A 24818-nucleotide genomic window follows, 5' to 3' on the forward strand; every position below is an offset into this window, starting at 1 on the left:
GCTGTTACAGCACGCACCTGAAACAATTGGTATCATGCGCGTCTTCGGGGGCCTTGCGCCCCCTCCCGCTTCTTTTCGTTCAGGTATGGATCGTTCTCGCCTTGTAGGGGCCGCACCGGCCCAGTCCGCCCCCATGCGGCACAGCATTTTCATTTACACCGAAGAACAACGCGGCAACCAGATGGTCGAGTCCCGCGTGATCGGCATGATGTCCGACGTGTCCGGGTCGGAAAAACTCATCGTCGTGGAAGACCCGTTTCACGGGCTCAAGTACGTCTACCGCATCGACCACGAGAGCAACAACCTGGACGCGGCCGCCATCACCGAGATCGACGAATCGCGGTTCAACGGCAAGTCCTCGATCGAGATCAATGCCATGTCGTACCGGCTGGGCACCGCGGACAATGCCGTCAAGCTCTTGCGCGGCAAGACGCGCTGGATCCAGGACAAGGGCTCGGTGCTGTCGGTGCTGCTGCAAAATGCTGCTGCGCGCAAAACGCGCTTTGCGCCGGCCCGGATTGAACGCGATCGGATGCGCAAAGTGCCCGAGGGTGTGCCGGTCGAATTACTCCCTTCGTAGACGGGACGGTATCCACCCCGGTTCTTCTTATCCACAGAATTTGTGGATAAGAAAAACCCAAACGCCCGGCTGATGGCCTTTCGGGCGATGCGCACCGGGCTGCGCAATTTTTGACCAACTGATTTTTCCCTGACGCCTGGATTGCATCCTTGATCCATGCCGCGCCGCCGCATCGGCGGGAATGATATTCTGCGCGCACGCAGGCCAAAGACGTATACCGTCGTCCCCTGATTTTTCCGCGCGATCGCGGCCATTCAAGAATTCACAGCATGACCAGAACACACCTGTTCGCCCCCGGAGCGCCCAAGCGCGCCACACCGTGACGATCATCGTCGTCGACGACCACGGGGATTGGCGCGATTCCATCGCCGAGTACATCCAGGACCTGGGCCTGGACAAGACCATCCTCACCGCAGGCTCGCTGGCCGAGCTTGACGAGCTGTTGCTCACCGTAACGCCCGCGATCCTCGTGCTGGACGCCATGCTGCCGGACGGCGATGGGCTGGCGCGCGTGTCGCATCTGCGCACCTCCTATCCGTCAATGGGCATCATCATGCTCACCGGACGGCTCCTGAGCGAAGACAAGGTATCGGGCCTGAGTCTGGGCGCCGACCACTACCTGACCAAGCCCGTCAACCTGGCCGAACTCGGCGCCACGCTGGTGTCGCTGTCGCGGCGCCTGCGCGTCGTGCCGGCCGCCGACACAGAGGATGCGCAATCGGACGCCTGGCGCTTCGACCCCGCGCGCCGCACGCTGACCTCGCCCAGCCAGATCAGCGTCGACATCACCGATACCGAAAGCCGCCTGATCGGCGCGCTGATCCAGGCGGCGCCACTGCCGCTGACGCGCGCCCGCCTCGTTGAAGCCCTGGGCGCAAGCGCCGAGGCCTACGACACGCATCGGCTGGACGCCCACATGCATCGGCTGCGGCGCAAGCTGCGCGAGCTGGCCGGTGGCGACCTGGGCATCCGCACCGTCTATGGCGTGGGCTACGTCTGCACCACGCCCGTCACCATCGTCGGCAGCCTGCCCAAACTCTGAGACCGCCCGCATGAACGCCCCTATCCGCCCCCGCCGCTCCGTTCTCTACATGCCCGGCGCCAACGCGCGCGCATTGGACAAGGCACGCACGCTCGATGCGGACGCGCTGATCCTCGACCTGGAAGACGCGGTGGCGCCCGACGCCAAGGCGCAGGCCCGTGCCCAGGTCGCCGCGGCGCTGCGCGAAGGCGGCTACGGACGGCGCGAGTGCATCGTGCGCGTCAACGCGCTGGATACGCCGTGGGGGATGGACGACGTGCGCGCCGTTGCGCAAGCCGGCGCCGATGCCGTGCTGCTGCCCAAGGTCGAATCCCCCGCCCAGCTGGCCGCGCTGGCGCAGGCCCTGGACGCGGCGGGCGCTCCCGAGGATCTGCCGTTGTGGGCCATGGCCGAAACACCGCTGGGCTTTCTGCGGCTCGATGCCATCGCCGGCGGCCATGCACGGCTGGCGGCCATCGTCGTCGGTACGTCTGATCTGGTGAAGGATCTGCATGCGCGCCACACGCCGTCGCGCGACGAGACGCTGCTGGCGCGCTCGTTTGCCGTGATGGCGGCACGGGCGCACGGCCTTGCGGTTCTGGATGGCGTCCATCTGGATCTGAACGACGATGCTGGCTTGCAGGACGCCTGCCGGCAAGGACGCGACCAGGGCTTCGATGGCAAGACGCTGATCCATCCGCGCCAGATCGCCGCTGCGAATGCTGCCTTTGCGCCGACGGCAGAAGAGCTCGATACGGCGCGCAAACGGCTGGACGCGTGGCGAGCCGCGCAGGCAGAAGGTAAAGGCGTGGCGGTGGTTGACGGGGCCTTGGTCGAGAACCTGCATGCCAGCGAGGCCGAGCGCGTGCTGGCGCTGGCGGCGGCGATTCAGACGCCGTAGGGGGATGCGGCCGGAACTGTCCGGCCGGATCGCGCCAACCGAGGCTGCCCGCCCAGACCTTCCCGGCCGGACCTTCCCGGCCGGAGCTTCCCGCCCAGGTACAATCCCCCCCTTCGTTCGGATTGAGTCCGCTTTCATCCGAACACGTTCGCGCCGGCGCGCATGATGCGCGTGCCATCCCGCCGCGGTTCCTGCTTTCCTGCATACAGCCCCCAGAGGGCGTCTTGCCGCGCGCGCATCGCGCCATCCAGTCCTACATTCATGATCCGCTTCCAACAAGTTTCACTCATGCGCGGCGTCAAGCCGTTGCTCGACAAGGTCGACCTGCTTCTGAACCCCGGCGACAAGATCGGCCTCATCGGCGCCAATGGCGCGGGCAAGTCGAGTCTGTTCGGCCTCTTGCGCGGCACGCTGCACGCCGATCAGGGAGACCTGGACTACCCGGCGTCCTGGCGCGTGGCCCACGTCGCGCAGGAAACCCCTGCGCTGGACCGCCCCGCCATCGAGTACGCGATCGACGGCGACACCACGCTGCGCAAGCTGGAAGCGGAACTGGCCGCGCTGGAAGCCGAGCCTGAAAGCGCCGAAAACGGCCTGCGCATGGGCGAGATCTACGCCGCGCTGGCCGACGCCGATGCCTACACCGTCCACTCGCGCGCCGAGCAGTTGCTGACCGGCCTGGGCTTCACGCAGGCGCAGATGCACCTGCCGCTCACCAGCTTCTCGGGCGGCTGGCGCATGCGACTGAACCTGGCGCAGGCGCTGATGTGCCCGTCCGACCTGCTGCTGCTGGACGAGCCCACCAACCACCTGGATCTGGACGCGATCATCTGGCTGGAAGACTGGCTCAAGCGCTATCCGGGCACGCTCATCGTCATCTCGCACGATCGGGACTTCCTGGACGGCGTGGTGAACGTGATCGTCCACATCGACGAACGCAAGCTCAAGCGCTACTCGGGCCACTATTCGTCGTTTGAACGCCAGCGCGCCGCGCAGCTTGAACTGGCGCAGGGCATGATGGAAAAGCAGATGCGCCAGCGCGCGCACCTGCAATCGTTCATTGACCGCTTCAAGGCGCAAGCCAGCAAGGCACGCCAGGCGCAGAGCCGCATCAAGGCCCTGGCCCGCATGGAAGAAGTGGCGCCCCTGCGCGCCGCAGCCGAGTTCTCGTTCGAATTCCGCGAGCCGCTGCGCGCGCCCAATCCGCTGCTGACGATGGACAAGGTCAGCGCGGGCTATCGCATCGAGGACGAGGCCACCGAAGCCGTGTCCGACAAGATCATCGTGTCGGGCATCAACTTCTCGCTGCAGGCGGGCCAGCGCATCGGCCTGTTGGGCATCAACGGCGCAGGCAAGTCGACCTTCATCAAGACCATCGCGGGCGAGATCGAATCGCTGGCCGGCGACACGCAGTTCAACAAGGGATTGTCCATCGGCTACTTCGCGCAGCATCAGGTCGAGATGCTGCGGCACGACGAATCTCCGTTGTGGCACATGACCAAGATTGCGCCGACCGTACGCGAACAGGAACTGCGCAACTTCCTGGGCAGCTTCAATTTCAATGGCGCGATGGCCACCAGCTCGATCGCGCCTTTCTCTGGCGGCGAAAAGGCACGGCTGGCGCTGGCGCTAATCGTGTGGCAACGCCCCAACCTGCTGCTGCTGGACGAACCCACCAACCACCTTGATCTGGAAACGCGCGAGGCGCTGACGGATGCGCTGGCGCAGTTCGAAGGCACGCTGATGCTGGTGTCGCACGATCGCCATCTGCTGCGCGCCACGACCGACCAGTTCATCATCGTTGCGGACGGCAAGGTCAACCCGTTCGATGGCGACCTGGACGACTACAAGGACTGGCTCTACAAGACCAAGCTGGCGGCCAAGGCGGCCTGAGCGCGTTTTTGCGCACCGTGCGCGCGCAACCGCGTTACAATCGCGCCGAATTGCCGGACTCCAGCGTCAACCTGGCTCGCACGGCAACCATCAACCACGTCCCGCTGTATGCGGGACGCGTTTTTTTAGCGCCATAGATGCCTATCAAAGACCAACTTTTTCTTGCCAGCCAGTATCTCGCGCCGCACCACCTGGTGTCGCGCTTCTTCGGATACGCATCGGACTGCCGCGAACCCGCGGTGAAGAACTGGATGATCTCGCGTTTCGTCCGCAAGTACGGCGTGAACATGAGCGAGGCGCTGCAAGAAGACCCGTTGGCCTACGACTGCTTCAATGACTTCTTCACGCGTGCGCTGAAAGACGGCGCGCGCCCGCTGGACGAAGAACCTGGCTCGGTGGTGTGTCCGGCCGACGGCGCCATCAGCCAGATGGGCGCGATCGAACAAGGCCGCATCTTTCAGGCCAAGGGCCACAGCTACGGACTCGCGGACCTCCTGGGTGGCGACACCGAGCGCGCCGCGCCGTTCCAGGGCGGCCAGTTCGCCACCATCTACCTGTCGCCCAAGGACTACCATCGCGTCCACATGCCCGTCGCCGGCACGCTGCGCGAAATGATCCACGTGCCGGGGCGCCTGTTCTCCGTCAACCCGCTGACCGCTCGCAACGTGCCGCGCCTGTTCGCGCGCAATGAGCGCGTCGTCTGCATCTTCGACACCGAGCACGGTCCCATGGCCGTGGTGCTGGTGGGCGCGATGATCGTGGCGTCCATCGAAACCGTGTGGGCAGGCCTGGTCACGCCGTTCAAGCGCCGGGTCAAGTCCGTGCGCTACGACGCGGCTGCCCGCGCGCCCATCTTTCTTGAAAAGGGCGCCGAGATGGGCCGCTTCAAGCTGGGTTCCACGGCCATCGTCCTGTTCGGCCCCGACAAGATCCGCTGGGCCGACACGCCCTCGGTGACGGGCCCGGTGCGCATGGGCGAGCTGCTGGCGCTGCCCACGCAGGCATAAAGCACAAAACCTGTTCGTCAGAAGCGAACAGGTAACTTCAGTTTTATTCGCTTTCTGCGTTCGACGGCCGTTGCTAGATTACGGGCTTTTACCGGCCCGCCATGACTACCACCGCCCTGCCCGCCGCGACCCCTGACGCCGCCTCTGGCGCCCTCGCCCGCAAGCTGCCCCGCGCGCTCGGGCGCATGCTATCCCTGGACGATTTCGAAGCCGCGGCTCGCCGCCGGCTGCCGCGCCCGATCTTCGGCTACATCGCCGGCGCAGCCGAAGACAACCAATCGCTCAAAGGCAACCGCGAAGCCTTCGCGCAGTACGCGTTCACGCCGCGCGTCCTGGTTGATGTCTCCCGCCGCACGCAACAGACCGATCTGTTTGGCCGCACCTACGCGTCGCCCTTCGGCATCGCGCCCATGGGCATCAGCGCGCTGTCGGCTTACCGGGGCGATATCGTGCTGGCGCGCGCGGCGCGCGAGCAGAACGTGCCCGCGATCCTGAGCGGCACCTCGCTGATTCCTCTTGAAGCCGTCATCGCCGAAGCGCCCGGCACCTGGTTCCAGGCCTACCTGCCCGGCGACCCCGCCAAGATCGACGCGCTGATCGAACGCGCGCGGCGCGCCGGCTTCGAAACTCTGGTGCTGACCGTGGACATTCCCGTGTCCGCCAACCGCGAGAACAACGTGCGCACGGGTTTCTCGACGCCGCTCAAGCCCAGCTTGCGCCTGGCCCTGGACGGGCTGGCGCGCCCGCGCTGGCTGGCCGGCACGTTTGTGCGCACGCTGCTGGCGCATGGCATGCCGCACTTCGAGAATTCCTTCGCCACGCGCGGCGCGCCCATCGTCTCCGCCTCGGTGCTGCGCGACTTCACGGCACGCGACCATCTCAGTTGGGAACACGTGGCGCGCATCCGCCGGCAATGGCCGGGCACACTCGTCATCAAGGGCATCCTGCACCCGCGCGACGCGGCGCTGGCAAGGCAGCATGGTGCCGACGGCATCATCGTGTCCAATCACGGCGCGCGCCAGCTTGATGGCGCCATTTCGCCGCTGCGCGCCTTGCCCGGCGTGGTCGCCCAGGCCGGCGCGATGACCGTGATGATGGACAGCGGCGTGCGGCGCGGCGGCGATGTGCTCAAGGCGCTGGCCCTGGGCGCGCGCTGCGTGTTCGTGGGCCGCCCCTTCAACTACGCCGCAGCCGTAGGTGGCCAGCAAGGCGTGGCGCATGCCATCGGACTGCTGCGCGCCGAGGTCGACCGCAACATGGCCATGCTGGGCATCAATCGCCTTGACGAAATGGACGCCAGCCTGATCTGCCGGGAAGGCGAGCAGTCTGCCTGAGGCCGCCGCGCCAGGCGCCCAGGTGCCGTGCGCGGCACACGCGCAACGCCACCTTTATCAATCGCGGCGCCGCCGGAGCATAGAATGGCGGTTCCCTGATTCCCTGCGCGTCCGTTGCGGCGCGCCCGCCCGCCGCCGTGTCCCTGCGCCAATCTTCCTTCTTCCTCCGCTTCCTGACTCTGGGCGCCCTTGCCCATGTGTACGTCGGCGCGCGTCTGATCCCCGACCTGCTGCTTGCTGGCGAAGGCACTGCCGCCGCCATCCTTTTCCTGATGCTTTCGTGCGTGCTGATCCCGATGGGCATGCTGGCGCGCTCTTCCGTCAATCCGCCTTGGGGCGACCGCATCGCCTGGGTCGGCCTGCTGGCCATGGGACTGTTCTCGTCACTCTTCGTGCTGACCGTGCTGCGCGACGCGCTGATGCTGCTTCTGTGGCTGGGCAATCTGGCGGCTGGCGCCGATCTGCCGTGGCTCGACCTGCGGCGCGCCACCGCGTGGACGGTCATCGGGCTATCGCTGGCCGGCACGCTGGCGGGCTTTTACAACGCCCGGCGCCGCGCCCGCGTGGTCGACGTGGACGTGCCGATCGCCGGCCTGCCGCAAGACCTGGACGGCTTCACCATCGTGCAGATCAGCGACATCCACGTCGGCCCGACCATCAAGCGCCGCTATGTGCAGGCCATTGTCGACGCGGTCAACGAACAGTTGCCCGACATGATCGCCATCACCGGCGACGTGGTGGACGGCAGCGTCGAGCAGCTTGCGGCGCAAGCCCGTCCGCTGGGCGATCTGCGCGCACCGTTCGGCGTGTATCTGGTCACCGGCAACCACGAATACTATTCGGGCGCGGGCCCCTGGATCGCTGAATTCCGCCGCCTGGGCCTGCGCGTCCTCTTGAACGAACATGCCGTGATCCATCCGTCGGGCCTGCCTGTGGTGGTGGCGGGCGTCACGGACTTCAGCGCCGGGGCCTTCGATCCGCAGCAGCGCAGCAATCCGCGTGCGGCGCTGGCCAACGCGCCGGCCGACGCCTTTCCGCGCATCCTGCTGGCCCACCAGCCGCGCAGCGCGGCCGCGGCGGAACCGGCGGGCTACACGCTGCAGCTCTCCGGCCATACGCATGGCGGGCAATTCTTTCCGTGGGGTTTCTTCGTGCGGTTCCAGCAACCGTTTACGGCGGGGCTGCACCGGTTGGGACAGATGTGGGTCTACACAAGCCGCGGCACCGGCTATTGGGGACCGCCCAAGCGGTTGTGGGCGCCGTCGGAGATCACTCGCCTGCGCCTGCGCGCCGCCCCCGCCCGCTGAAGGGCGGGATGCTCTCGAGACGGCCAGCAATCAGGCCGCCTGGGGATGTTGTTCAAGCGGCCAGCAATCATGCCGCCTCAGGCAGCGGCCCGCGCTCCAGATAACTGGTCAGGGCGATATCGCTGGTCGTGTTGGAGATGCCTTCAATCTGGTGGATACGCGCCAGCAGCAATTCCAGCGCCTGGGTATCGCGCACACGCACCTTCAGCAGCATCGCGCTCTTGCCGGTGATGGTGTGGATCTCCTCGACCTCATTCAGCTCGGCCAAGCCCAGCACCTGCTGCGTGATGGTCCAGTTGATCGTGTCGACATGCACGAAGGCCAGCAACGGCCGGCCCATCTTTGCGCCGTCGAGCTTGGCGGCGATGCCCTTGATCAGCCCGTCGCGCTTGAGCCGCTTGACCCGCTCGTGCACCGCGGGCGCCGACAGGTTGAGCTGTTTGCCCAGCTCCGCATAGCTGGGCGTGGCGTCGTCGGCCAACAGCGTCAAGAGTTTCCGGTCGCGGTCATCGAGGTCAGACATTGGAATCAGGTTCGGCGCGCAGCGCGGCCGGCCTTTGATGAAAAGGGTTTGTCGGGGCAAACCCTGATTTTATTCCGATTGCCGTCTTGACACCGCCTTACCAGGGGAACGAAATCAGGTCGCCGTACAGCCGCTTGAGCGTCGCCTTCACTTCGGGCGAGTTCTGATAAATGGCAATGAACTTCAACAGGCGCGGGTCCTGCGCCTTTTCCGGCCTGGCCACCCAGCGGATGGCGTAGCGCCGGATGCTGTCCGGATCGGTATTGTCGAACGCCAGCCCGTCCTTTTCGTTCAGGCCCGCCTGTTTTGCGAACGTCGTGTAGGTGACCGACGCCGTCACGTCGTCGAACGTGCGGGCCGACTGCGACCCTTCGATCTGGACGAACTTGAGCTTTTTGGGATTGGCCACCACGTCCTGCAGGCTGGCCTGGTGTGCGACGCCCGGCTTGAGTGCGATGAGTCCCATCGACTGCAGCAGCAGCAAGGCGCGGCCGGTATTGACCGGGTCGTTCGGCACCGCGATGGTCGCGCCCTCGGGCACCGGATCCCCCTTCTTCAGCTTTTTGGAAAACAGGCCGATGGTGGTCGAATAGCCGTATGCGATGGGCTGCAGGTTGGCGCCGCGGCGCTGGTTGAAGAGTTCAAGAAACGGCGCGTGCTGGAAGAAATTGGCGTCCACCGACCCGTCGGCTACCGCAATGTTGGGCAGCACCCAGTCATTGAATTCCACCAGCTTGACGTCCAACCCTTGCTGCTTGGCCTGCGCGATGGCCAGTTCGGTGGCCTCGTTGGCCACGCTGGCAATCACGCCGATCCGCAGGGGCTGTTCCTGCGCCGCCGCCGGGGCAATCACCGCCAATCCCAGCGCCGCCACCGCGGCGCCGCGCATCAGTCTCTCAAGCAATTGGTGCACAAGCATGTCAGCCATCCACAGAATCGGAACGCCGGACGACGGTCCGGCACAGGCGCTATTGTGCAGCACCCGGCGCGCCGGTCACGGAAAGGCCTTTGTCATGCAATGGCAATGCCAAGCTGCGCCCACGGCGCTAAGATGGCCGCAGTACGCCTTTGGGAGACGTTCATGAGTGCCGTGAGGACCCCCCAACCCAACCCGCAGTCCGCCGCCAGCCGCCGCGACCACATCGAAGACCAGTTGGGCGCGCACAACTACCACCCGCTGGACGTCGTGCTGGCGCGCGGCAGCGGCGTCTGGGTCTACGACGTGGACGGTCGCAAGTACCTGGACTGCCTGGCCGCCTATTCCGCGGTCAACCAGGGCCATTGCCACCCGCGCATCCTGGCGGCCATGACCGAGCAGGCGCAAAAGCTTACCCTGACCTCGCGTGCGTTTCGCCATGACCAGATGGCGGGCTTCTATGAAGACCTGGCGCGCCTGACGGGCGCTCACAAGATCCTGCCCATGAACAGCGGCGCCGAAGCCGTCGAAACCGCCATCAAGGCCGTGCGTAAGTGGGGCTACGAGGTGCGCGGCGTGCCCGAGGGCAAGGCCGAGATCATCGTCTGCGCCAACAATTTCCATGGCCGTACGCTGGGCATCGTGGGGTTTTCGACCGACCCCGACGCCTATGGCCATTACGGCCCGTTCGCACCCGGCTTCAAGGTCGTGCCTTTTGGCGACTTCGAGGCCTTCGACGCCGCCATCAGCGACCGCACGGTCGCGTTCCTGGTCGAACCGATCCAGGGCGAAGCCGGCGTGGTGATGCCGCCGCCCGGGTACTTCAGCCGCGTGCGCCAACGGTGCACGGAACGCGGCATCACGCTGATCCTGGACGAGATCCAGACCGGCCTGGGACGCACGGGCAAGCTGCTGGCCGAGGAGCACGAAGGCATCGAAGCCGACGTCACGCTTATCGGCAAGGCGCTGTCCGGCGGTTTCTATCCCGTGTCCGCCGTGCTGTCCAACGCCGACGTGCTGGGCGTGTTCCAGCCCGGTCAACACGGCAGCACCTTTGGCGGCAATCCGCTGGCGTGCGCCATCGCGCGCGCCGCGCTGAGGGTGTTGACCGAGGAAGGCATGATCGAAAATGCGGCCGCCGTGGGAGCGCATTTCCTGGAGCGCCTGCACGGCTTGCCCGGCCCGGTGCGCGAGGTCCGCGGGCGCGGCCTGATGCTGGCCGTGGAACTGGAACCGGACGCCGGCGGCGCCCGCCTCTGGTGCGAACGGCTCCAGGCGCGAGGCTTGCTGGTCAAGGACACCCACGGTCATACCCTGCGCCTGTCGCCTCCCCTGATCGTCACGCGGGACGAAGTGGATTGGGCGTGCGATCAACTGGCGGCGGTCTTGTCCGCCGCGTGACCCCACGCGCCGCAACGTGAACACTGCAATACGGAGCATGCGAATTGACGAACGCATTGACGAAAACCCCCACCCTGCCCACCCAAGTCACCCTAATCGGCGCACCGACCGACATCGGCGCCGGCGCGCGCGGCGCGTCAATGGGCCCTGAAGCGCTGCGCGTCGCGGACCTGGGGCCGGTCATCGAAGCGCAGGGCTTTCAGGTCCGCGACCGCGGCAACCTGTACGGCCCCGCCAATCCCTGGCTGCCGCCCGTGGACGGCTACCGCCACCTTGAGGAAGTGACCGCGTGGAATCAGGCGGTGCACGATGCCGTGTACGAAGAACTGGCCGAAGGCCGCCTGCCCGTCCTGCTGGGCGGCGACCACAGTCTGGGCATCGGCTCGGTCAGCGCCGTCGCACGCCACTGCCGCGCCACCGGCAAGAAACTGCGCGTGCTATGGCTGGACGCGCACGCCGACTTCAACACCCATCTGCTCACGCCCACGGGCAACCTGCACGGCATGCCGGTGGCCTGCCTGTGCGGCAATGGCCCCGCGCCGCTGACCGGCATGTCGGGCGAGTTTCCGGATATCGATCCGTCCTGCGTGCGCCAGATCGGCATCCGCAGCGTGGATCCTGGCGAAAAACGCCTGCTACACGACGCCGGCCTCGAGGTCTTCGACATGCGGTATCTGGATGAGATGGGCATGCGCGCCACGATGCAGGCCGCCTTGGCCGGGCTGGACGCCGACACGCATCTGCACGTGAGTTTCGACGTGGACTTTCTGGATCCCGAGATCGCGCCAGGCGTGGGCACCACGGTGATGGGCGGCCCAACCTATCGCGAGGCGCAGCTCTGCATGGAGATGATTGCCGACACCGGACTCATGCGCTCGCTGGATGTGGTGGAGCTGAATCCGGCGCTCGACGTGCGCAACCGCACGGCGGAGCTGGCGGTGGATTTGATCGAAAGCCTGTTCGGAAAGTCCACGCTGGTGCGGCGGGGGCCTTGACGTGGGCGGTCGATGACGCGCGGCGCATCGACCGCATCACTTCCGGCGGCGTAGACCGATGGAAATATCCCCTTATCCCTCGCGATCACGCCGGATCGCCTCAGCTGCGTCGCGCAAATGAATCAGGTTTTCCTCGCGCTGCGCCCACACGCGCGGCGTGGGACCGGCCACGCATAGCGCGTACCATTCGCCGCCCAGATCCAGTGCGACGGCCAGCCCCGTGAGGTCCGCGACGCTTTCCCCCACGTTCGAGGCCCAGCCCCGCTCGGCAACCTTGCCCACGTCGGCCAGCAGGGCTTCGCGGGTTGTCAGCGTGCTATCCGTGTAGCGCGTGTATTGCGCCGCCGCCAGGACCTGATCGCGGTCAGCGGCCGGCAGGCGCGCCAGGATGGCTTTGGCAACCGAACTCGTGTGCAGCGGACGTCGTTCGCCGGCGCGCGCCGCATAGTGGACGGGCTGGGTCGACTCGGCCACGTCCAGAAACACGACGGCGCCATCCTGGATCTTGCCCAGCATCACGGTCTCGTTGACGGCATCGCGTAGCGCCAATAACCGCGGCCGCACCAGATCCAGCCACGGGTCGCCCGCGAGAATCTGCGCCGCCAGCCCGTGCAGCTTGCCGGTGGGGTAATACCCGGCGCGGCGCCTGACCTCGTACAGATACCCCCGAGCCACCAAGGTGCGCACCAGTGCCAGACAGCTCGACATCGGCGCGCCCAGCCCCTGGGCCAGCTCGGTCAGCGGCATGGGCCGCTTCGTCTGCGCAAACAGCTCCAGCAACTCCAGCGTGCGAGCGACAAGCTTGACTTCCACGGCGTCAGCCCTCCTTCGTGGCAATGCGTATTTGGCACCCGGACTAGGGTGTTCCACCGTGTTGACTTTTCATGTGCAGGTACCTAAATTCTTGCACAGGAATTTGCATTCACCAATGTGAAATACATTTCAGCCGGCTGGAGCACCGGCGCCCGCCTACCCGAGTTGCCGCGTCATCCATAACGTTCAATAAAACGGTCCGCTTCAGGGCTGGGAGACAGAAAGATGCGTATCAAACCCGTGTTGGCGGCTCTGGCCGCCACCTTGGCCGCCTGCGCGGCCCAAGCCCAGTCCGACGTCGTGCGGCTGGGCGTGTCCAACGACCGTTCCGGCATTTACTCCGACCTTGGCGGCCTCGGGTCCGAGACCGCCGTGCGCATGGCCGTGGAGGATTTCGGCGGCAAGGTGGCCGGCAAGACCGTCGAAGTCGTCGGTGCGGACAACCAGAACAAGGCCGACGTGGCGTCCGCGCTGGTGCGCCGCTGGTTCGACACGCAGAATCTGGTCGCGGTGGTGGACGGCGGCGCCAGCTCGGCCGGCCTGGCCGCCCAGGGCGTGGCGCGCGAAAAAGGCGGCACCGCGCTGATCAGCGGCGGTTTTGCCGGGGACTTCAGCGGCAAGCAATGCAGCAACCTCAGCACGCAATGGGCGCCGGATACCTATGCGCTGGCCAACGCCGTGGTCAAGAGCGTCGTCGAGAGCGGCGGCAAGAGCTGGTACTTCATCACCACCGATTACGTCTTCGGCAAATCGCTGGAGAGCAACGCGTCACGCTTCGTCGAGGCCGCGGGCGGCAAGGTCGTGGGCAGCACGCGCCATCCGCTGGGCGCGATGGACTTTGCGTCGTTCCTCATCCAGGCGCAGTCATCCAAGTCCGACGTCGTGGGTCTGGCCAGCGCCGGCGGCGATCTGGTCAACCTCATCAAGCAGGCGCAGGAGTTCGGCCTTGCGGGCGGCAAGCAGCGGATGCTGACGTTCCTGACCTTCATCAACGACGTCCATGCAATGGGGCTGCCCGTTGCGCAGGGGCTGACCTTCCCCACCGGCTTCTATTGGGATGCCGACGAGGATACCCGCGCCTGGACCCAGCGCTGGCAAAAGAAGATGGGCGTCACGCGCGCCCCCTCCATCGTCCAGGCCCTGAGCTACGTGGCCACCACGCATTACCTGCAGGCCGCGCAGGCCGCCGGCACCTTCGACGCCGCGGTGGTCAACCAGAAGATGCGCGAATTGCCCATCACCACCAAACTGATCAAGAATGCCCGGGTGCGCCCCGAAGATGGCCGCGTCATCATGGACCTGTACCTGGTCGAGGTGAAAAAGCCCGCCGAGTCCAAGCATCCGAACGATTACTACCGCATCCTGTCCACGGTGCCCGGCGAAAAGGTCTTCGTGTCGCTCGCCGACAGCGAATGCCCCCTGGTCAAGAGATAGGTCACGCCGGACGCGCCGGATTCCGGTCCGGCCGCAGGGTGCAGGCAATTACATAAAGGAGACAACCATGAAGTGCTATTGCGTCGTCAATTTCCGCGAACCGCTGCAGGAAATGGACCAGCCCACCCCCACGCCGCAAGGGTCGCAGGTCCTGCTCAAGGTTCGCGCGGCCGGCGTGTGCCACAGCGATATTCACTTGTGGGAAGGCGGCTACGACCTGGGCCAGGGCCGGACCCTGTCGCTCAAGGACCGGGGCGTGTCGCTGCCGCTGACCATGGGCCATGAAACGGTGGGCGCCGTCGTGGCGGCCGGCCCCGAGGCGCAGGGCCTGGCCACCGACCGCAATTACCTCGTCTATCCGTGGATCGGCTGCGGCAAGTGCCCGTCGTGCATGGCCGGCATGGAAAACCACTGCACCGCGCCGGCCTGCCTGGGCGTCCACCGCGCCGGCGGCTACGCGGACCACATCGTCGTGCCGCATCCGCGCTACCTCATCGACATCGGCGACCTGGACCCCGCGCAGATCGCGCCTTACGCGTGCTCAGGGCTCACCACGTACTCCGCCTTGCAGAAGATCGGCGCAGACATCTACCGCGAGCATCCCGTCGTGATCTTCGGCGCGGGAGGCCTGGGCCTGATGAGTCTGACGCTGATCAAGGCGCTGGGTGGCGCGGGCGCCATCGTGGTCGACATCGACCCCGCCAAGCGCCAGGCGGCGCTGGATGCGGGCGCGCTGGCGGCCATCGACGGCGCCGCCCCCGACGCCGCGCAGCAGATCATGCAGGCGGCGGGGGGCAAGCCGGTGCGGGCCGCGATCGATCTCGTCGGCGCACCGGCCACCACCTCGCTGGCGTTCGACTTCCTGACCAAGGGCGGCAAGCTCATCATCGTTGGCCTGTTCGGCGGCGGCTCCACCTGGCCCATCGCCTTGATTCCGATGAAGGCGCTGTCCATCATCGGCAGCTACGTGGGCAACCTGGCCGAACTGAAGGAACTGATGGAACTGGTGCGGGCGGGCAAGGTGCCGCCGATGCCGGTCCACCGCCACGCATTGGCCGAGGCGGACAGCGTGCTGGCCTCGCTGCGCGAAGGCAAGGTCGTGGGCCGGGCGGTGTTGACGGTTGATTGAGGCTTTTGCGGCGATTGCGACTGAACGCGCCCGGCAATGGGCGCGTTCTTTTTGACGCCTGATTTTTCACGCCTGCCTTTGGACGCCTACGCCGGCCGCAACCGCGGATCGTAGATGAAGCGTTCGCGCCGCACCACCACGATATCCTCGGCGTCCGGATGCGCCGGATTGATCAGGAAATTGCAGTCCGGCACGCCGCGATATGGCACGATCGCGCTGGGCAGTTCCAGCAGCGCCGACACCCCCGACGCCACCCAGTTGTCGCCCACGGCCTGCGACGCTTCGGCAAAGGGCACCGCGTCCCAGAACGGATAATCGTCCTGCAGTTGCGCCAGCGACAGCGACTGGCGCGCTTCGAAGATGCTAGTGGGCACGGCCAGTTCAATCAGGTAGCGGTTGGCGTGCTCGGACGCGCGCGCGGCAAAATGCACCACCGTTTCCAGCACGGCCAGCGCCACACTGGCCGAGGCATACACCACCGGCGTGCCCGGGCTGTTGTAGCGTCCGCCCACCGCGGCCGCGCCGGCGCCGGAGAGGTCGTCCGCCCGGTACTTGCCCGCCGTGGTGCCAATGCGCCAGAGCGAAACGTAATCGGTCATGCGTAGACGCCCGCGGCGGCGCGGGCCAGCGTGTCTTCGACGATGCGGCTGCTGGCATCCGACGTCAGGAGCGACAGCGGCTTGACGTTGCCCAGCGCCGGCACGGGGGTGTTCAGCCACAGCACCGCCTCCGCGTCGCTGCCCAGCACCTGACGGGCGACGCGCACCACGCGGGCGACGCGGGCAAGCCGGTCGGATTCACCGAGCGGCAGCGCCTGCCCTTCGCGCGTCCACCGCGACAGCGACGCCGCCTTGACCTCCGTGATCGCCATGATTTCCGACTTGGGCACCTGCAGGTAATCGGCGGCATCGTCGACCATCTGCGCGGGCAGTCCGCGGTGCACATCCCGCGCAATATCGGTCAGCGGACTGTCGATCAGGCCGCGAAAAAGCTGCCTGGGGCGCGGCGGGCGCTTGGTGGAGGCGCCGCGCTTGGCGGGCGATTTGTCAGTCAGCGCGATGGTCATGATCTGCTCCGGGCGCCGCGTGGACGAAGCGAAAGCCGGAGAAACCGGCCAGACTTGCTCAGCGGCTGAATTACCAAATTGAATTTATAATATCCCATTTGGAAATCGACTTGCAAGACGACGGATGCCGAGCCGGCCGCGGGCCGCGTTTTGCCCTCGTCCGCGGCCCCGTCATGCACCATATTTGGGCCTATCATAGGCGGCGGCAAATTCGCCCCTCGAATTTCTCTCAAGGACACGCAATGACGGACCGGCAGCTCACCATACTCGCGGCGATCAACCTCATGGTGGCGGTGGGCGCCGGGGCATTCGGCGCGCATGGCCTCAAGCGCATCCTGACGCCAGAACTCCTGGCCGTCTGGCAGACCGGCGTCATGTACCACCTGGTCCACGCCCTGGGCATCTTCATCATCGCGCTCTTGGGCGCCCGCTTCGGGTCGCCGCTGCTGTCGGCCGCCGGCGTTGTCATGTTCGTCGGCATCGTGCTGTTTTCGGGCAGCCTGTACCTGCTGACGCTGACCGGCACCCGTTGGCTCGGCGCGGTGACGCCGTTTGGCGGAACGGCCTTCCTGGCCGCCTGGGCGATGGTCGCCATTGCCGCCTACCGCGCGCAGAGCTGAAAGCCCTTCCCGATCTTCACCTATCCGTTCTTCACCCTCCGGCGGCAGGAACCGCCGCCCTTGCAGGTTTCAGATGTCCCCAAGCACCGCATTACCCGCCGTCCGTGAACATTCCGCCGCCGCAGGCATCGCCTGCGTGGCGGGCGGCATCTTCTTTCTGACGCTCAGCGACGCCAATGCCAAATGGCTGGGCGCCAGCTACAACCCGCTGCAGATCCTCTTTCTGCGCGCGCTGATCGCGCTGCCCTTCGTGACCGCGCTGGCCCTGTGGCTGGGCGGACGCCGCGTGCTGCGTACGACGCATCCCGGCCTGCACCTGACGCGCGGCGCCATCAACGTGGTCTCGGCCTGTTGCTTCTATCTGGGATTGCAGGCGCTGCCGCTGGCCGAGGCCACCGCCATCGCGTTCGCTGCGCCGCTGTTCGTCACGGCGCTGTCGGTGCTGATCTTGAAGGAGCGCGTGGACGGCAAGCGCTGGCTGGCGGTGCTGGCGGGCTTTGCCGGCGTGCTGATCGTGGTTCGCCCTGGCACGCAGGCCTTCCAGGCCGCCACCCTGCTGCCGCTGACCACCGCCCTGCTCTACGCGGTCATGATGATCACCGCGCGCGGCATCAACCGCGCAGAAGGCATGCTGACCACCACTTTCTACATCGTGTTGGGACAACTGGTGTGCAGCGCGATCGGATTGCCGTGGGTGTGGCGCGCGCCGGCCATGGACGACCTGCCCTATTTTGGCGGCGTGGCGCTGTTCAGCACGTTGGGCCTGGCGCTCATCACGCAGGGATTCCGCATCGGGCCCGCGTCTGTCGTGGCGCCTTTCGACTACACGGGCCTGGTCTGGGCCACGATCCTGGGATGGATCTTCTGGCGCGAGGCGCCCGACGCGTATGCGTACCTGGGCGCCGTTTTCATTGCCGGCAGCGGCGTGTACATCGCCGTGCGCGAGGCGCGCGGCAAATCGCGCCGGCGTGCCGCCACCTGAAGCTGCCCGCGTTATTCGGTGGGCGGCGGAAAGTGCCGCCGCAACACCCGGGCCACGTTCGGTTCCAACGCTGCTTCGCGGGCGACAGCGGTCAATGCCGGACACATCGCGCTGAACCACGACGGGCCGGGACGCCAATGCGTCATGACCGTCACATACAGGTCCAGCGCTGAAAAACGCCGCCCCAGCATGTGCGGCGCGCCGGCCTGGCGTTCCAGCTCCTGCCACAGCTCGGCGCGGCGCGTGTGGACCCGTTCGCGCAGCAGGTCCACCGCATCGCCCGGCGTCGTCCACTGCGCGGGATCGTCGCCGTACGTGAACGTCGGGTAGACCGCCGCCACGACCCGCACCAGCAGGTTCAGAAAGCGCGCCCGTTCCGGCTTGTCCGGCGCGGGGGCAAGACCGGCCTGCGGCGCCAGGTCGTTCAGATGCAGGATCATCGCCGCGCTCTCGGTCATGACCTCGCCGTCGGGCAGGATCAGCGTGGGCACCTGCCCCAGCGGATTCAGATGCAGCAGCCGGTCCCGCTCGGGACCGGGCTTCCGGTACGGCACGTCCGTCAGGACGTGCGGCACATTGGCCAGCACCAGCGCCATCTCGACGATGGCGGAGCCGCACCCCGCGGACCCGATGAGCTCATAGGTCTTCATGACGGTCACCCTCCTGTTTCGGCCGGCGCCACCCGCAGCAGTTCGCCCGGGGAAGCGTCCGTCAGCACGTACACATAACCGTCCGGCCCCTGCCGCACGTCGCGGATCCGGCGCTTGCGGTCGACCAGCAGCCTTTCCTTCTCGACCACGTTTTTGCCGTCGACGGTCAGGCGGATCAGGTTCTGGTTGCCCAGCGCGCCGATGAAGAGCGAATTGCGCCAGGCCGGAAAGCGGTCGGCGTCATAGAACGCCATGCCGCTGATGGCGGGCGATTTCGGCCACCAGTAGACCGGCGGCTCCATGCCCGGCAGCGTCTCGCCCTTGGCTTCCGGAATCTTCAGGCCCGAATAGTTGATACCGTAGGTCGCCAGCGGCCAGCCATAGTTCTTGCCCGGCTGCACCACGTTGACCTCGTCGCCGCCGCGCGGCCCGTGTTCGTTTTCCCAGAGCTCGCCGGTCCAGGGATTGAGCGCCATGCCTTGCGGATTGCGATGGCCGTACGACCAGATCTCGGGCCGCGCGCCCTGCTTGCCCACGAAGGGGTTGTCGTCAGGCAGCGCGCCGTCGGCCTTGAGCCGCACGACCTTGCCCTGCAGCTTGTCCAGGTCCTGCGCCGTGGGCCGCTGGTTGTTCTCGCCCAGCGCAATGTAGAGGTAGCCCTTGCCGTCAAACACCAGGCGCGAGCCGAAATGCAGCCCGGACGACAGCTTGGGTTCCTGGCGGAAGATGACCTTGAAGTCTTCAAGTCCGCTGGCATCGTCGGCCAGCCGGCCGCGTCCGACGGCCGTGCCGCTCTTGTCGCCGTCCGACTCCGCATACGACAGATACACGTAGCGGTCGGTCGCAAAGTTTGGCGACAGCGCCACGTCGAGCAGACCGCCCTGGCCGCGCGCGGCCACCTTGGGCACGCCGGTCAGCGGCTTGGACAACCCGCCGGGCGTACGCAACAGCCGCAGATTCCCGGGACGCTCGGTGATCAGGATGCCGCCGTCGGGCAGGAACGCCATGGACCAGGGATGATCCAGGCCGCCGACAACCGGCATCACGCGCGCAGGCGCCGAGGGCGGTTCCTGCGAGGCTTGCGCGATGGCGGGCGCAGCGGCGCAGGCCAGGGTCAAGGACAAGAGAAAGGGGATCGCGCGCGTGCTCGCGGCGGTGCGTGACTGCATGGACATCTCCGGCGGCGACAGATTGAAAAGCGGGCGCGGAAGGCATGACAGAGAGACGCGGGACCACTCGCGAATGGCATACCCGGTTGGCGTACCATAGCGCCCACGGACGGGAGCTCTCCCGTTCTTCCTTCCAGGAGTCTCCGACAGATGAAACTGTACTACATGCCCGGCGCGTGCTCGCTCGCTTCCCACATCGTGCTCGAATGGATCGGCAAGCCGTATGAAACGCACAAGCTCAGCCGCGAGGCGCTCAAGGAGCCTGAGTTTCTGCGGATCAATCCGATGGGCGCCGTGCCGGCGCTGACCGATGGCGACTGGACCCTGACGCAGAACGTATCCATTCTGGAGTATCTGGCCGAACAGGCGCCCGAAAGCACGCTGCTGGGCGACGGCTCCGCACGTTCGCGCGCCGAAGTGCGCCGCTGGGTCGGCTTCATCAATTCCGACGTCCACAAGACGTTCTCGCTGCTGTTCGGCGCGCAGCGTTATTTGAAGGACGAAGGCGCGCAGAAGGAACTGGCCGCATCGGCCTCGGCGCTGCTGACCAAGCTGTTCGCGCAACTGGACACGCAACTGGCCGGCAAGCAGTACCTGGCGGGCGCCGCGCCTTCGGTTGCCGATGCCTACCTGTACGTCGTGCTGCGCTGGGCGCACGCCAAGGAAGTGGACCTGACCGGCCTTTCCAACCTGTCCGCGTTCTTCGAGCGCATGCAGGCCAACGCCGGCGTCAAGGCCGCGCTGCAGGCCGAAGGGCTGTAAGGGTCTGCGCTGCCCCGCTGACGCCCGGGCGTCCTATTCCGGCGTCACCCCGGGCAGCGCCTCGCTCTCAAGGATCTTCTTGACGGCGGCCAGAAAGCGCCGCGCCAGCAGGGGCGGCGCACTCAGGTTGGAATGCGTCGCCCAGATCTCAACGCTCGCCTCGGGCGTGATCGGGCGCAGCGCCATGTGCGCGGCCTGGTCCGGCGTGACGCACCAGGCATCCACCAGCGCCGGGCCCAAGCCCTGCTGCACGAAGGAACAGGCGGTCACGGGCGAATGCACCTCGATCGCCGCCGCGCAGTGCGGGCCTTCACCGAAGAACGGCTGCAGCGCGCGTCCCAGCGGCGTATCGCGCGGGTAGCCGATCCACGCTGCCGACGAAAAGTCCTCCGGCCGCACCGCGTCGTGGCTGGCAAGCGGATGCCCGGGCGGCAGCACGCACACCACCGGCACCCGCGCCAGCCGGACCGACGTCAGGTTCGGATGATCCGGCGGCTGCATGGAAATGCCGATGTCTGCCTGCCCCGACAGAAAATACGCCGCCAGTTCGTCGAACGTCACGCTGCGGTAATCGACGCGCGCGCCCGCATTGCGACCGCGAAACCGCTCCAGCGCCATGGGGATCAGGCGCTGCCCGAAACTGGCGCTTGCCACGATCTTCAGCATGCCCGCGCCGGACTGCCCCAGGCTGGCGGCCAGGTCGTTCACGCGCTGGATGCCGCCGTACACCTGCTCGACCTCGGCATACAGACGCCGCGCCTCCGCCGTGGGGGACAGCCGGCTCTTGACGCGCTCGAACAGCCGATAGCCCAGACGGCTTTCCGTGAGGGCAAGCACCCGGCTCACAGCCGGTTGCGACACGTGCAGCATGCGCCCCGCTCCGCTGATCGAGCCGGCCATCATGATGGCGCGGAACACCTCGATCTGGCGCAGGTTCAGCGGCCGCCCGGCGCTCGGCCCGGCCTCGTCGGCATACGCATCGGCTTCCATTTCTTCCCCTTTTCCAATAACGAGGGATTATAGGTTTGAGACATTTTTCGATGACGCAGTGCCGCATGGCCGGGTGTAATCTGCCCGCTCCACAAAACAAAACCAGGGGAAATCCACCATGCGCAGCACGCTCCTTCGCAGTCTTTCCATGGCGGCGCTCAGCGTCGTCTTCGCCGGCGCCGCCTCAGCCGCCAGCTATCCCGACAAGCCCATCACTTTCGTGGTCCCGTCTGCCGCCGGCGGCTCGCCTGACGTGCTGTCGCGCCTGATCACCACGCAGATTGCCCGCGACACCGGCGCCACGATGGTCATCGAGAACCGCCCGGGCGCCGCCGGCAACATCGGCATCGCGCTCATCAAGCGCGCAGCGCCGGATGGCTACACGGTCGGCTACGGCAACATCAACACGCTGGCGGTGAACCGCTCGCTGTTCAAGCGCCTGCCTTACGACGTGGACAAGGACCTGACGCCCGTCGCGCACATGTTCGACCTGTACAACGCCCTGATCGTCCCGGCCGACTCGCCCGTCACCAGCGTGCAGGACCTGATCGACCGAGCCCGCAAGGAGCCGGGCCGCTTGTCGTACGGCGCGTCGGGCGTCGGCACTACCGGCCACATGGGCGGCGAACTCTTCAAGAGCATGGCCAAGCTGGACGTGATGTTCATCCCCTACAACGGCGGCCCCGCCGCCATCCAGGATCTGCTGGGCGGCCGCCTGGACTACCTGTTCGTCAATACCTCCGAGGCCGCGCCGCTGGTCAAGAGCGGCAAGGTCCGCGCCATCGGCGTCAGCAGCCTGAAGCGCCTGGCGCTGATGCCCGACGTGCCCACGCTGGACGAGTCCGGCCTGAAGGGTTACGAGACAGTCGCCTGGGGCGGCGTGGTGGCGCCCAAGGGCACGCCCGACGACGTGGTGGCCACGCTGAACGCCGCCATCCAGAAGGCGCTGCAAGCGCCGGAAGTGCGCCAGGGCCTGGCAACGCTGGGCGCCGAGCCGGCGACCGGCTCCCCCGCCGACTTCAAGCAGTTGATCGATCGCGAGACCGCCAAGTGGCAGCAGATCATCGACAACGCCGGCATCGAAAAACTCGACTGAGCACGCTTCATGACGGCAGACACCTTGCAGGCTGACTTCATCGTCGCGGGCGCCTCGCTCATCGACGGCTCGGGCGGGCCCGCCACCCAGGGCGACCTGGCCGTGCGCGGCGGACGCATCGCGGCGGTGGGCAGCTTTGCCCATCCCGCCGGCGTGCCGGTCATCGACGGCCGGGGCCAGGTCCTGGCCCCCGGCTTCATCGACTCGCACACCCACGACGACGGCTACCTGCTGGCGCATCCCGACATGCTGCCCAAGGTGTCGCAAGGCATCACCACGGTCGTCACCGGCAACTGCGGGATCAGCCTGGCGCCCCTGGCGCGCACGCAGATCCCGCAGCCGCTCGACCTGCTGGGTCCGCCGGCGCTGTTCCGCTTTGGCACCTTCCGCGCCTGGATGGACGCTCTGCGCGACACGCCGGCCGCGGTCAACGTGATTCCGCTGGTGGGCCACACCACCTTGCGCGTCGCCGTCATGGACGACACCTCGCGCGCGGCCAACGACGCGGAACGGGCCGCCATGCGCGACCTGATGCAGGAAGCGCTGGATGCCGGCGCGTTCGGCGTGTCGACCGGCACCTTCTATCCGCCGGCCAGCGCCGCGCCCACGGACGAGATCATCGACGTGTGCCAGCCGCTGCGCGGCCGCGCCGGCATCTATGCCACGCACCTGCGCGACGAGGCCGACCACATCGTGCCCGCCATGGAAGAGGCCCTGCTCATCGGACGCGAAACCGATTCCCGCGTGGTGTTCTCCCATCACAAGCTGGCGGGCGAACGCAATCACGGCCGCACCCGCGAAACGCTGGACCTCATCAGCCGCGCCGCGGCGGCGCAGCCGGTCTGCCTGGACTGCCATCCCTATCCGGCCACCTCGACCATGCTGCGGCTGGACCGCGCGCGGCTGGCCAGCCGCACGACGATCACGTGGTCCACGGGCTACCCCGAGGCCACGGGCCGTGACTTCAGTGACGTCATGGCCGAACTGGGCCTGGACGACGAAGCCGCGGTCGCCCGGCTGGCTCCGGCCGGCGCCATCTATTTCCTGATGGACCCGGCGGACGTCAAACGCATCTTTGCCCATCCGCTGACCATGGTCGGCTCGGACGGCCTGCCCTTCGACCCGCATCCGCACCCCCGCCAATGGGGCACGTTCACCAACGTGTTGCGCACCATGGTGCGTGAACAGAACCTGCTGTCGCTCGAAGCCGCCATCCACAAGATGACCGGGTTGGCCGCCGCCCAGTACGGCGTCGCCCGGCGCGGCCTGCTCCGGGAGGGGTATCATGCTGACCTGGTGCTGTTCGATCCCGCCACCGTCACCGACGTGGCCACTTTTTCAGCGCCCATTCAGGCAAGCCGGGGCATCCACGCCGTGTGGGTCAACGGCAGGCAGGTCTGGGACGGGGAACGGACGGGCACCGAACGCCCGGGCCAGGTCCTGACGCCCGGTGATGCATGAGCACGGAGTACATAAAGTGAAGACGTTTTCCCAGGGCTGCTACCTGGGTGTATTGGGCGGAATGGGCCCCATGGCCGGCGCGGCCTTTGCCCTCCGCCTGGCGGCGCTGACGCCCGCCACGGTTGACCAGCAACACATCCCCACCCTGCTGCGCAACGATCCCCGTATTCCCGACCGCTCCAGCGCCTACATGGCCGGCGGCGAGAATCCCCTGCCCCACATGGTCGATGGCGTGCGCTTCCTGGAACAGGCCGGCGCCCAGCTCATCGCCATCCCGTGCAACACCGCCCACCTGTGGTTCGACGACATCGCCGCGTCCACGCGTCTGCCCGTGCTGCACATCATCGAAGCGGTCATCGAAGACCTGCGCCGCCTTGGCCTGCCCAGCGGCCGCATCGGCCTGATGGGCACCGCCGCCACGCTCAAGCTCGGCCTCTACCAGCGTCACCTCGAAGCCCAAGGCTACGAGTGCATCGTGCCTGACGACGACGAAGTCGAACGCTTCTGCATGGGCTCGATCCGCGCGGTCAAGGGCAACCAGCTCGAAGACGCCTTTGCGCCCGCCGCCGAATGCATCGCGCGCCTGAAGGCCCGCGGCGCCGACGCCGTCGTGCTCGGCTGCACGGAACTGCCCCTGGCCGTGCCGCACGCCCTGCGCCCCAGCCTCGGCGTGACCCTCACTGACTCCATCGACGCCCTCGCCCGCGCCGCCATCGCGCACTACCAGGCCGACCAGCCGGCCGAACGGATCGCCGCGTAAAAAAAAGG

At 66.9% G+C, this 24818-nt stretch carries 26 protein-coding genes; 17 read left to right on the forward strand and 9 right to left on the reverse strand.

Going from position 1 to position 24818, the window contains the following annotated elements:
* Nucleotides 1-85 precede the first annotated feature (85 nt).
* The 3 genes from B2W22_RS05205 (at nucleotide 86) to B2W22_RS05215 (ending at nucleotide 2502) form a co-directional block, all read left to right on the forward strand.
* Complete coding sequence (locus B2W22_RS05205; RefSeq protein ID WP_175121604.1) at nucleotides 86-580, forward strand: hypothetical protein; 495 nt, start codon at nucleotides 86-88, stop codon at nucleotides 578-580.
* A 319-nt stretch (nucleotides 581-899) separates the two neighbouring features.
* Nucleotides 900-1622, forward strand: a complete 723-nt coding sequence (locus tag B2W22_RS05210; protein ID WP_175121605.1) for a response regulator transcription factor — start codon at nucleotides 900-902, stop codon at nucleotides 1620-1622.
* A gap of 10 nt (nucleotides 1623-1632) precedes the next feature.
* Nucleotides 1633-2502: an HpcH/HpaI aldolase/citrate lyase family protein gene (locus B2W22_RS05215; protein WP_175136558.1), complete on the forward strand. Its 870-nt coding sequence runs from the start codon at nucleotides 1633-1635 to the stop codon at nucleotides 2500-2502.
* A gap of 134 nt (nucleotides 2503-2636) precedes the next feature.
* Here the strand turns inward: B2W22_RS05215 and B2W22_RS05220 are convergent, their stop codons facing one another.
* Entirely contained in the window at nucleotides 2637-2765 is a 129-nt protein-coding gene (locus B2W22_RS05220; RefSeq protein ID WP_279974003.1) for a hypothetical protein, read from the reverse strand.
* On the opposite strand from B2W22_RS05220, the gene B2W22_RS05225 reads away from it, so the two are divergent.
* The 4 genes from B2W22_RS05225 to B2W22_RS05240 all read left to right on the forward strand — a co-directional run bounded on the left by B2W22_RS05225 (nucleotide 2764) and on the right by B2W22_RS05240 (nucleotide 8043).
* A complete protein-coding gene (locus B2W22_RS05225; RefSeq protein WP_286936489.1) occupies nucleotides 2764-4395 on the forward strand; it encodes an ATP-binding cassette domain-containing protein in 1632 nt (543 codons plus the stop codon). The two genes, B2W22_RS05220 and B2W22_RS05225, sit on opposite strands and share 2 nt — an antisense overlap.
* A 137-nt stretch (nucleotides 4396-4532) precedes the next feature.
* Complete coding sequence (gene asd / locus B2W22_RS05230; RefSeq protein ID WP_175121608.1) at nucleotides 4533-5402, forward strand: archaetidylserine decarboxylase; 870 nt, start codon at nucleotides 4533-4535, stop codon at nucleotides 5400-5402.
* A gap of 101 nt (nucleotides 5403-5503) precedes the next feature.
* Nucleotides 5504-6736 carry an alpha-hydroxy acid oxidase gene (locus tag B2W22_RS05235; RefSeq protein WP_286936490.1) on the forward strand — a complete coding sequence of 411 codons (1233 nt, stop codon included), beginning with the start codon at nucleotides 5504-5506 and terminating at the stop codon, nucleotides 6734-6736.
* A 137-nt stretch (nucleotides 6737-6873) separates the two neighbouring features.
* On the forward strand, nucleotides 6874-8043 hold the full coding sequence (locus tag B2W22_RS05240; protein WP_286936492.1) for a metallophosphoesterase: 1170 nt from the start codon (nucleotides 6874-6876) through the stop codon (nucleotides 8041-8043).
* A 67-nt stretch (nucleotides 8044-8110) separates the two neighbouring features.
* Here the strand turns inward: B2W22_RS05240 and B2W22_RS05245 are convergent, their stop codons facing one another.
* Both B2W22_RS05245 and B2W22_RS05250 read right to left on the reverse strand, forming a co-directional pair.
* The gene (locus tag B2W22_RS05245) at nucleotides 8111-8566 is read right to left on the reverse strand and encodes an Lrp/AsnC family transcriptional regulator (RefSeq protein WP_056561122.1); all 456 of its coding nucleotides are present in this window, start codon (nucleotides 8564-8566) and stop codon (nucleotides 8111-8113) included.
* 97 nt (nucleotides 8567-8663) lie between these two features.
* Nucleotides 8664-9455, reverse strand: coding sequence for a MetQ/NlpA family ABC transporter substrate-binding protein (locus tag B2W22_RS05250; protein ID WP_254594281.1), 792 nt, complete (start codon nucleotides 9453-9455; stop codon nucleotides 8664-8666).
* A gap of 192 nt (nucleotides 9456-9647) precedes the next feature.
* On the opposite strand from B2W22_RS05250, the gene rocD reads away from it, so the two are divergent.
* Nucleotides 9648-10883 (forward strand): ornithine--oxo-acid transaminase, encoded by a 1236-nt coding sequence (rocD, locus tag B2W22_RS05255; protein WP_286936494.1) that lies wholly within the window; start codon nucleotides 9648-9650, stop codon nucleotides 10881-10883.
* A 56-nt stretch (nucleotides 10884-10939) separates the two neighbouring features.
* Nucleotides 10940-11878, forward strand: coding sequence for an arginase (rocF, locus tag B2W22_RS05260; protein WP_286936496.1), 939 nt, complete (start codon nucleotides 10940-10942; stop codon nucleotides 11876-11878).
* A 72-nt stretch (nucleotides 11879-11950) separates the two neighbouring features.
* On the opposite strand, the gene B2W22_RS05265 is transcribed toward rocF, so the two are convergent.
* Nucleotides 11951-12691 (reverse strand): IclR family transcriptional regulator, encoded by a 741-nt coding sequence (locus B2W22_RS05265; protein ID WP_175185322.1) that lies wholly within the window; start codon nucleotides 12689-12691, stop codon nucleotides 11951-11953.
* A gap of 225 nt (nucleotides 12692-12916) precedes the next feature.
* Here B2W22_RS05265 and B2W22_RS05270 point away from each other — a divergent pair, with 225 nt between their 5' ends.
* Both B2W22_RS05270 and B2W22_RS05275 read left to right on the forward strand, forming a co-directional pair.
* The gene (locus B2W22_RS05270; RefSeq protein ID WP_286936499.1) at nucleotides 12917-14125 is read left to right on the forward strand and encodes an ABC transporter substrate-binding protein; all 1209 of its coding nucleotides are present in this window, start codon (nucleotides 12917-12919) and stop codon (nucleotides 14123-14125) included.
* 67 nt (nucleotides 14126-14192) lie between these two features.
* Nucleotides 14193-15254 (forward strand): alcohol dehydrogenase, encoded by a 1062-nt coding sequence (locus B2W22_RS05275; protein ID WP_286936501.1) that lies wholly within the window; start codon nucleotides 14193-14195, stop codon nucleotides 15252-15254.
* A gap of 86 nt (nucleotides 15255-15340) precedes the next feature.
* On the opposite strand, the gene B2W22_RS05280 is transcribed toward B2W22_RS05275, so the two are convergent.
* Both B2W22_RS05280 and parS read right to left on the reverse strand, forming a co-directional pair.
* Nucleotides 15341-15853 (reverse strand): RES family NAD+ phosphorylase, encoded by a 513-nt coding sequence (locus B2W22_RS05280; protein ID WP_175136566.1) that lies wholly within the window; start codon nucleotides 15851-15853, stop codon nucleotides 15341-15343.
* Nucleotides 15850-16320 carry a type II toxin-antitoxin system Xre/ParS family antitoxin gene (parS, locus tag B2W22_RS05285; protein WP_175185325.1) on the reverse strand — a complete coding sequence of 157 codons (471 nt, stop codon included), beginning with the start codon at nucleotides 16318-16320 and terminating at the stop codon, nucleotides 15850-15852. The genes B2W22_RS05280 and parS overlap by 4 nt, the downstream gene beginning before the upstream one ends.
* Before the next feature lie 242 nt (nucleotides 16321-16562).
* Between parS and B2W22_RS05290 the strand changes: the two genes are divergently transcribed.
* Both B2W22_RS05290 and B2W22_RS05295 read left to right on the forward strand, forming a co-directional pair.
* Nucleotides 16563-16940, forward strand: coding sequence for a DUF423 domain-containing protein (locus tag B2W22_RS05290; protein ID WP_175121616.1), 378 nt, complete (start codon nucleotides 16563-16565; stop codon nucleotides 16938-16940).
* Nucleotides 16941-17013: 73 nt separating this feature from the next.
* The gene (locus B2W22_RS05295) at nucleotides 17014-17922 is read left to right on the forward strand and encodes a DMT family transporter (protein WP_286936505.1); all 909 of its coding nucleotides are present in this window, start codon (nucleotides 17014-17016) and stop codon (nucleotides 17920-17922) included.
* A gap of 11 nt (nucleotides 17923-17933) precedes the next feature.
* Here the strand turns inward: B2W22_RS05295 and B2W22_RS05300 are convergent, their stop codons facing one another.
* Both B2W22_RS05300 and B2W22_RS05305 read right to left on the reverse strand, forming a co-directional pair.
* A complete protein-coding gene (locus tag B2W22_RS05300; protein ID WP_286936507.1) occupies nucleotides 17934-18572 on the reverse strand; it encodes a glutathione S-transferase family protein in 639 nt (212 codons plus the stop codon).
* A gap of 5 nt (nucleotides 18573-18577) precedes the next feature.
* The gene (locus B2W22_RS05305) at nucleotides 18578-19741 is read right to left on the reverse strand and encodes a PQQ-dependent sugar dehydrogenase (protein WP_286936509.1); all 1164 of its coding nucleotides are present in this window, start codon (nucleotides 19739-19741) and stop codon (nucleotides 18578-18580) included.
* Nucleotides 19742-19891: 150 nt separating this feature from the next.
* Here B2W22_RS05305 and B2W22_RS05310 point away from each other — a divergent pair, with 150 nt between their 5' ends.
* Complete coding sequence (locus B2W22_RS05310; protein ID WP_239213381.1) at nucleotides 19892-20503, forward strand: glutathione binding-like protein; 612 nt, start codon at nucleotides 19892-19894, stop codon at nucleotides 20501-20503.
* 33 nt (nucleotides 20504-20536) lie between these two features.
* On the opposite strand, the gene B2W22_RS05315 is transcribed toward B2W22_RS05310, so the two are convergent.
* A complete protein-coding gene (locus B2W22_RS05315) occupies nucleotides 20537-21493 on the reverse strand; it encodes a LysR family transcriptional regulator (protein WP_191578701.1) in 957 nt (318 codons plus the stop codon).
* 118 nt (nucleotides 21494-21611) lie between these two features.
* Between B2W22_RS05315 and B2W22_RS05320 the strand changes: the two genes are divergently transcribed.
* The 3 genes from B2W22_RS05320 to B2W22_RS05330 are packed head-to-tail and all read left to right on the forward strand — an operon-like array spanning nucleotide 21612 to nucleotide 24810.
* Nucleotides 21612-22589 (forward strand): Bug family tripartite tricarboxylate transporter substrate binding protein, encoded by a 978-nt coding sequence (locus tag B2W22_RS05320; RefSeq protein ID WP_175121622.1) that lies wholly within the window; start codon nucleotides 21612-21614, stop codon nucleotides 22587-22589.
* A gap of 9 nt (nucleotides 22590-22598) precedes the next feature.
* The gene (locus B2W22_RS05325; RefSeq protein WP_286936512.1) at nucleotides 22599-24050 is read left to right on the forward strand and encodes an N-acyl-D-amino-acid deacylase family protein; all 1452 of its coding nucleotides are present in this window, start codon (nucleotides 22599-22601) and stop codon (nucleotides 24048-24050) included.
* Between the two features lie 16 nt (nucleotides 24051-24066).
* The gene (locus B2W22_RS05330; RefSeq protein WP_175121624.1) at nucleotides 24067-24810 is read left to right on the forward strand and encodes an aspartate/glutamate racemase family protein; all 744 of its coding nucleotides are present in this window, start codon (nucleotides 24067-24069) and stop codon (nucleotides 24808-24810) included.
* Nucleotides 24811-24818: the final 8 nt, after the last annotated feature.

It is taken from the genome of Achromobacter sp. UBA4530 (genome assembly GCF_002388205.1).
Lineage (GTDB): Bacteria > Pseudomonadota > Gammaproteobacteria > Burkholderiales > Burkholderiaceae_B > Achromobacter > Achromobacter animicus.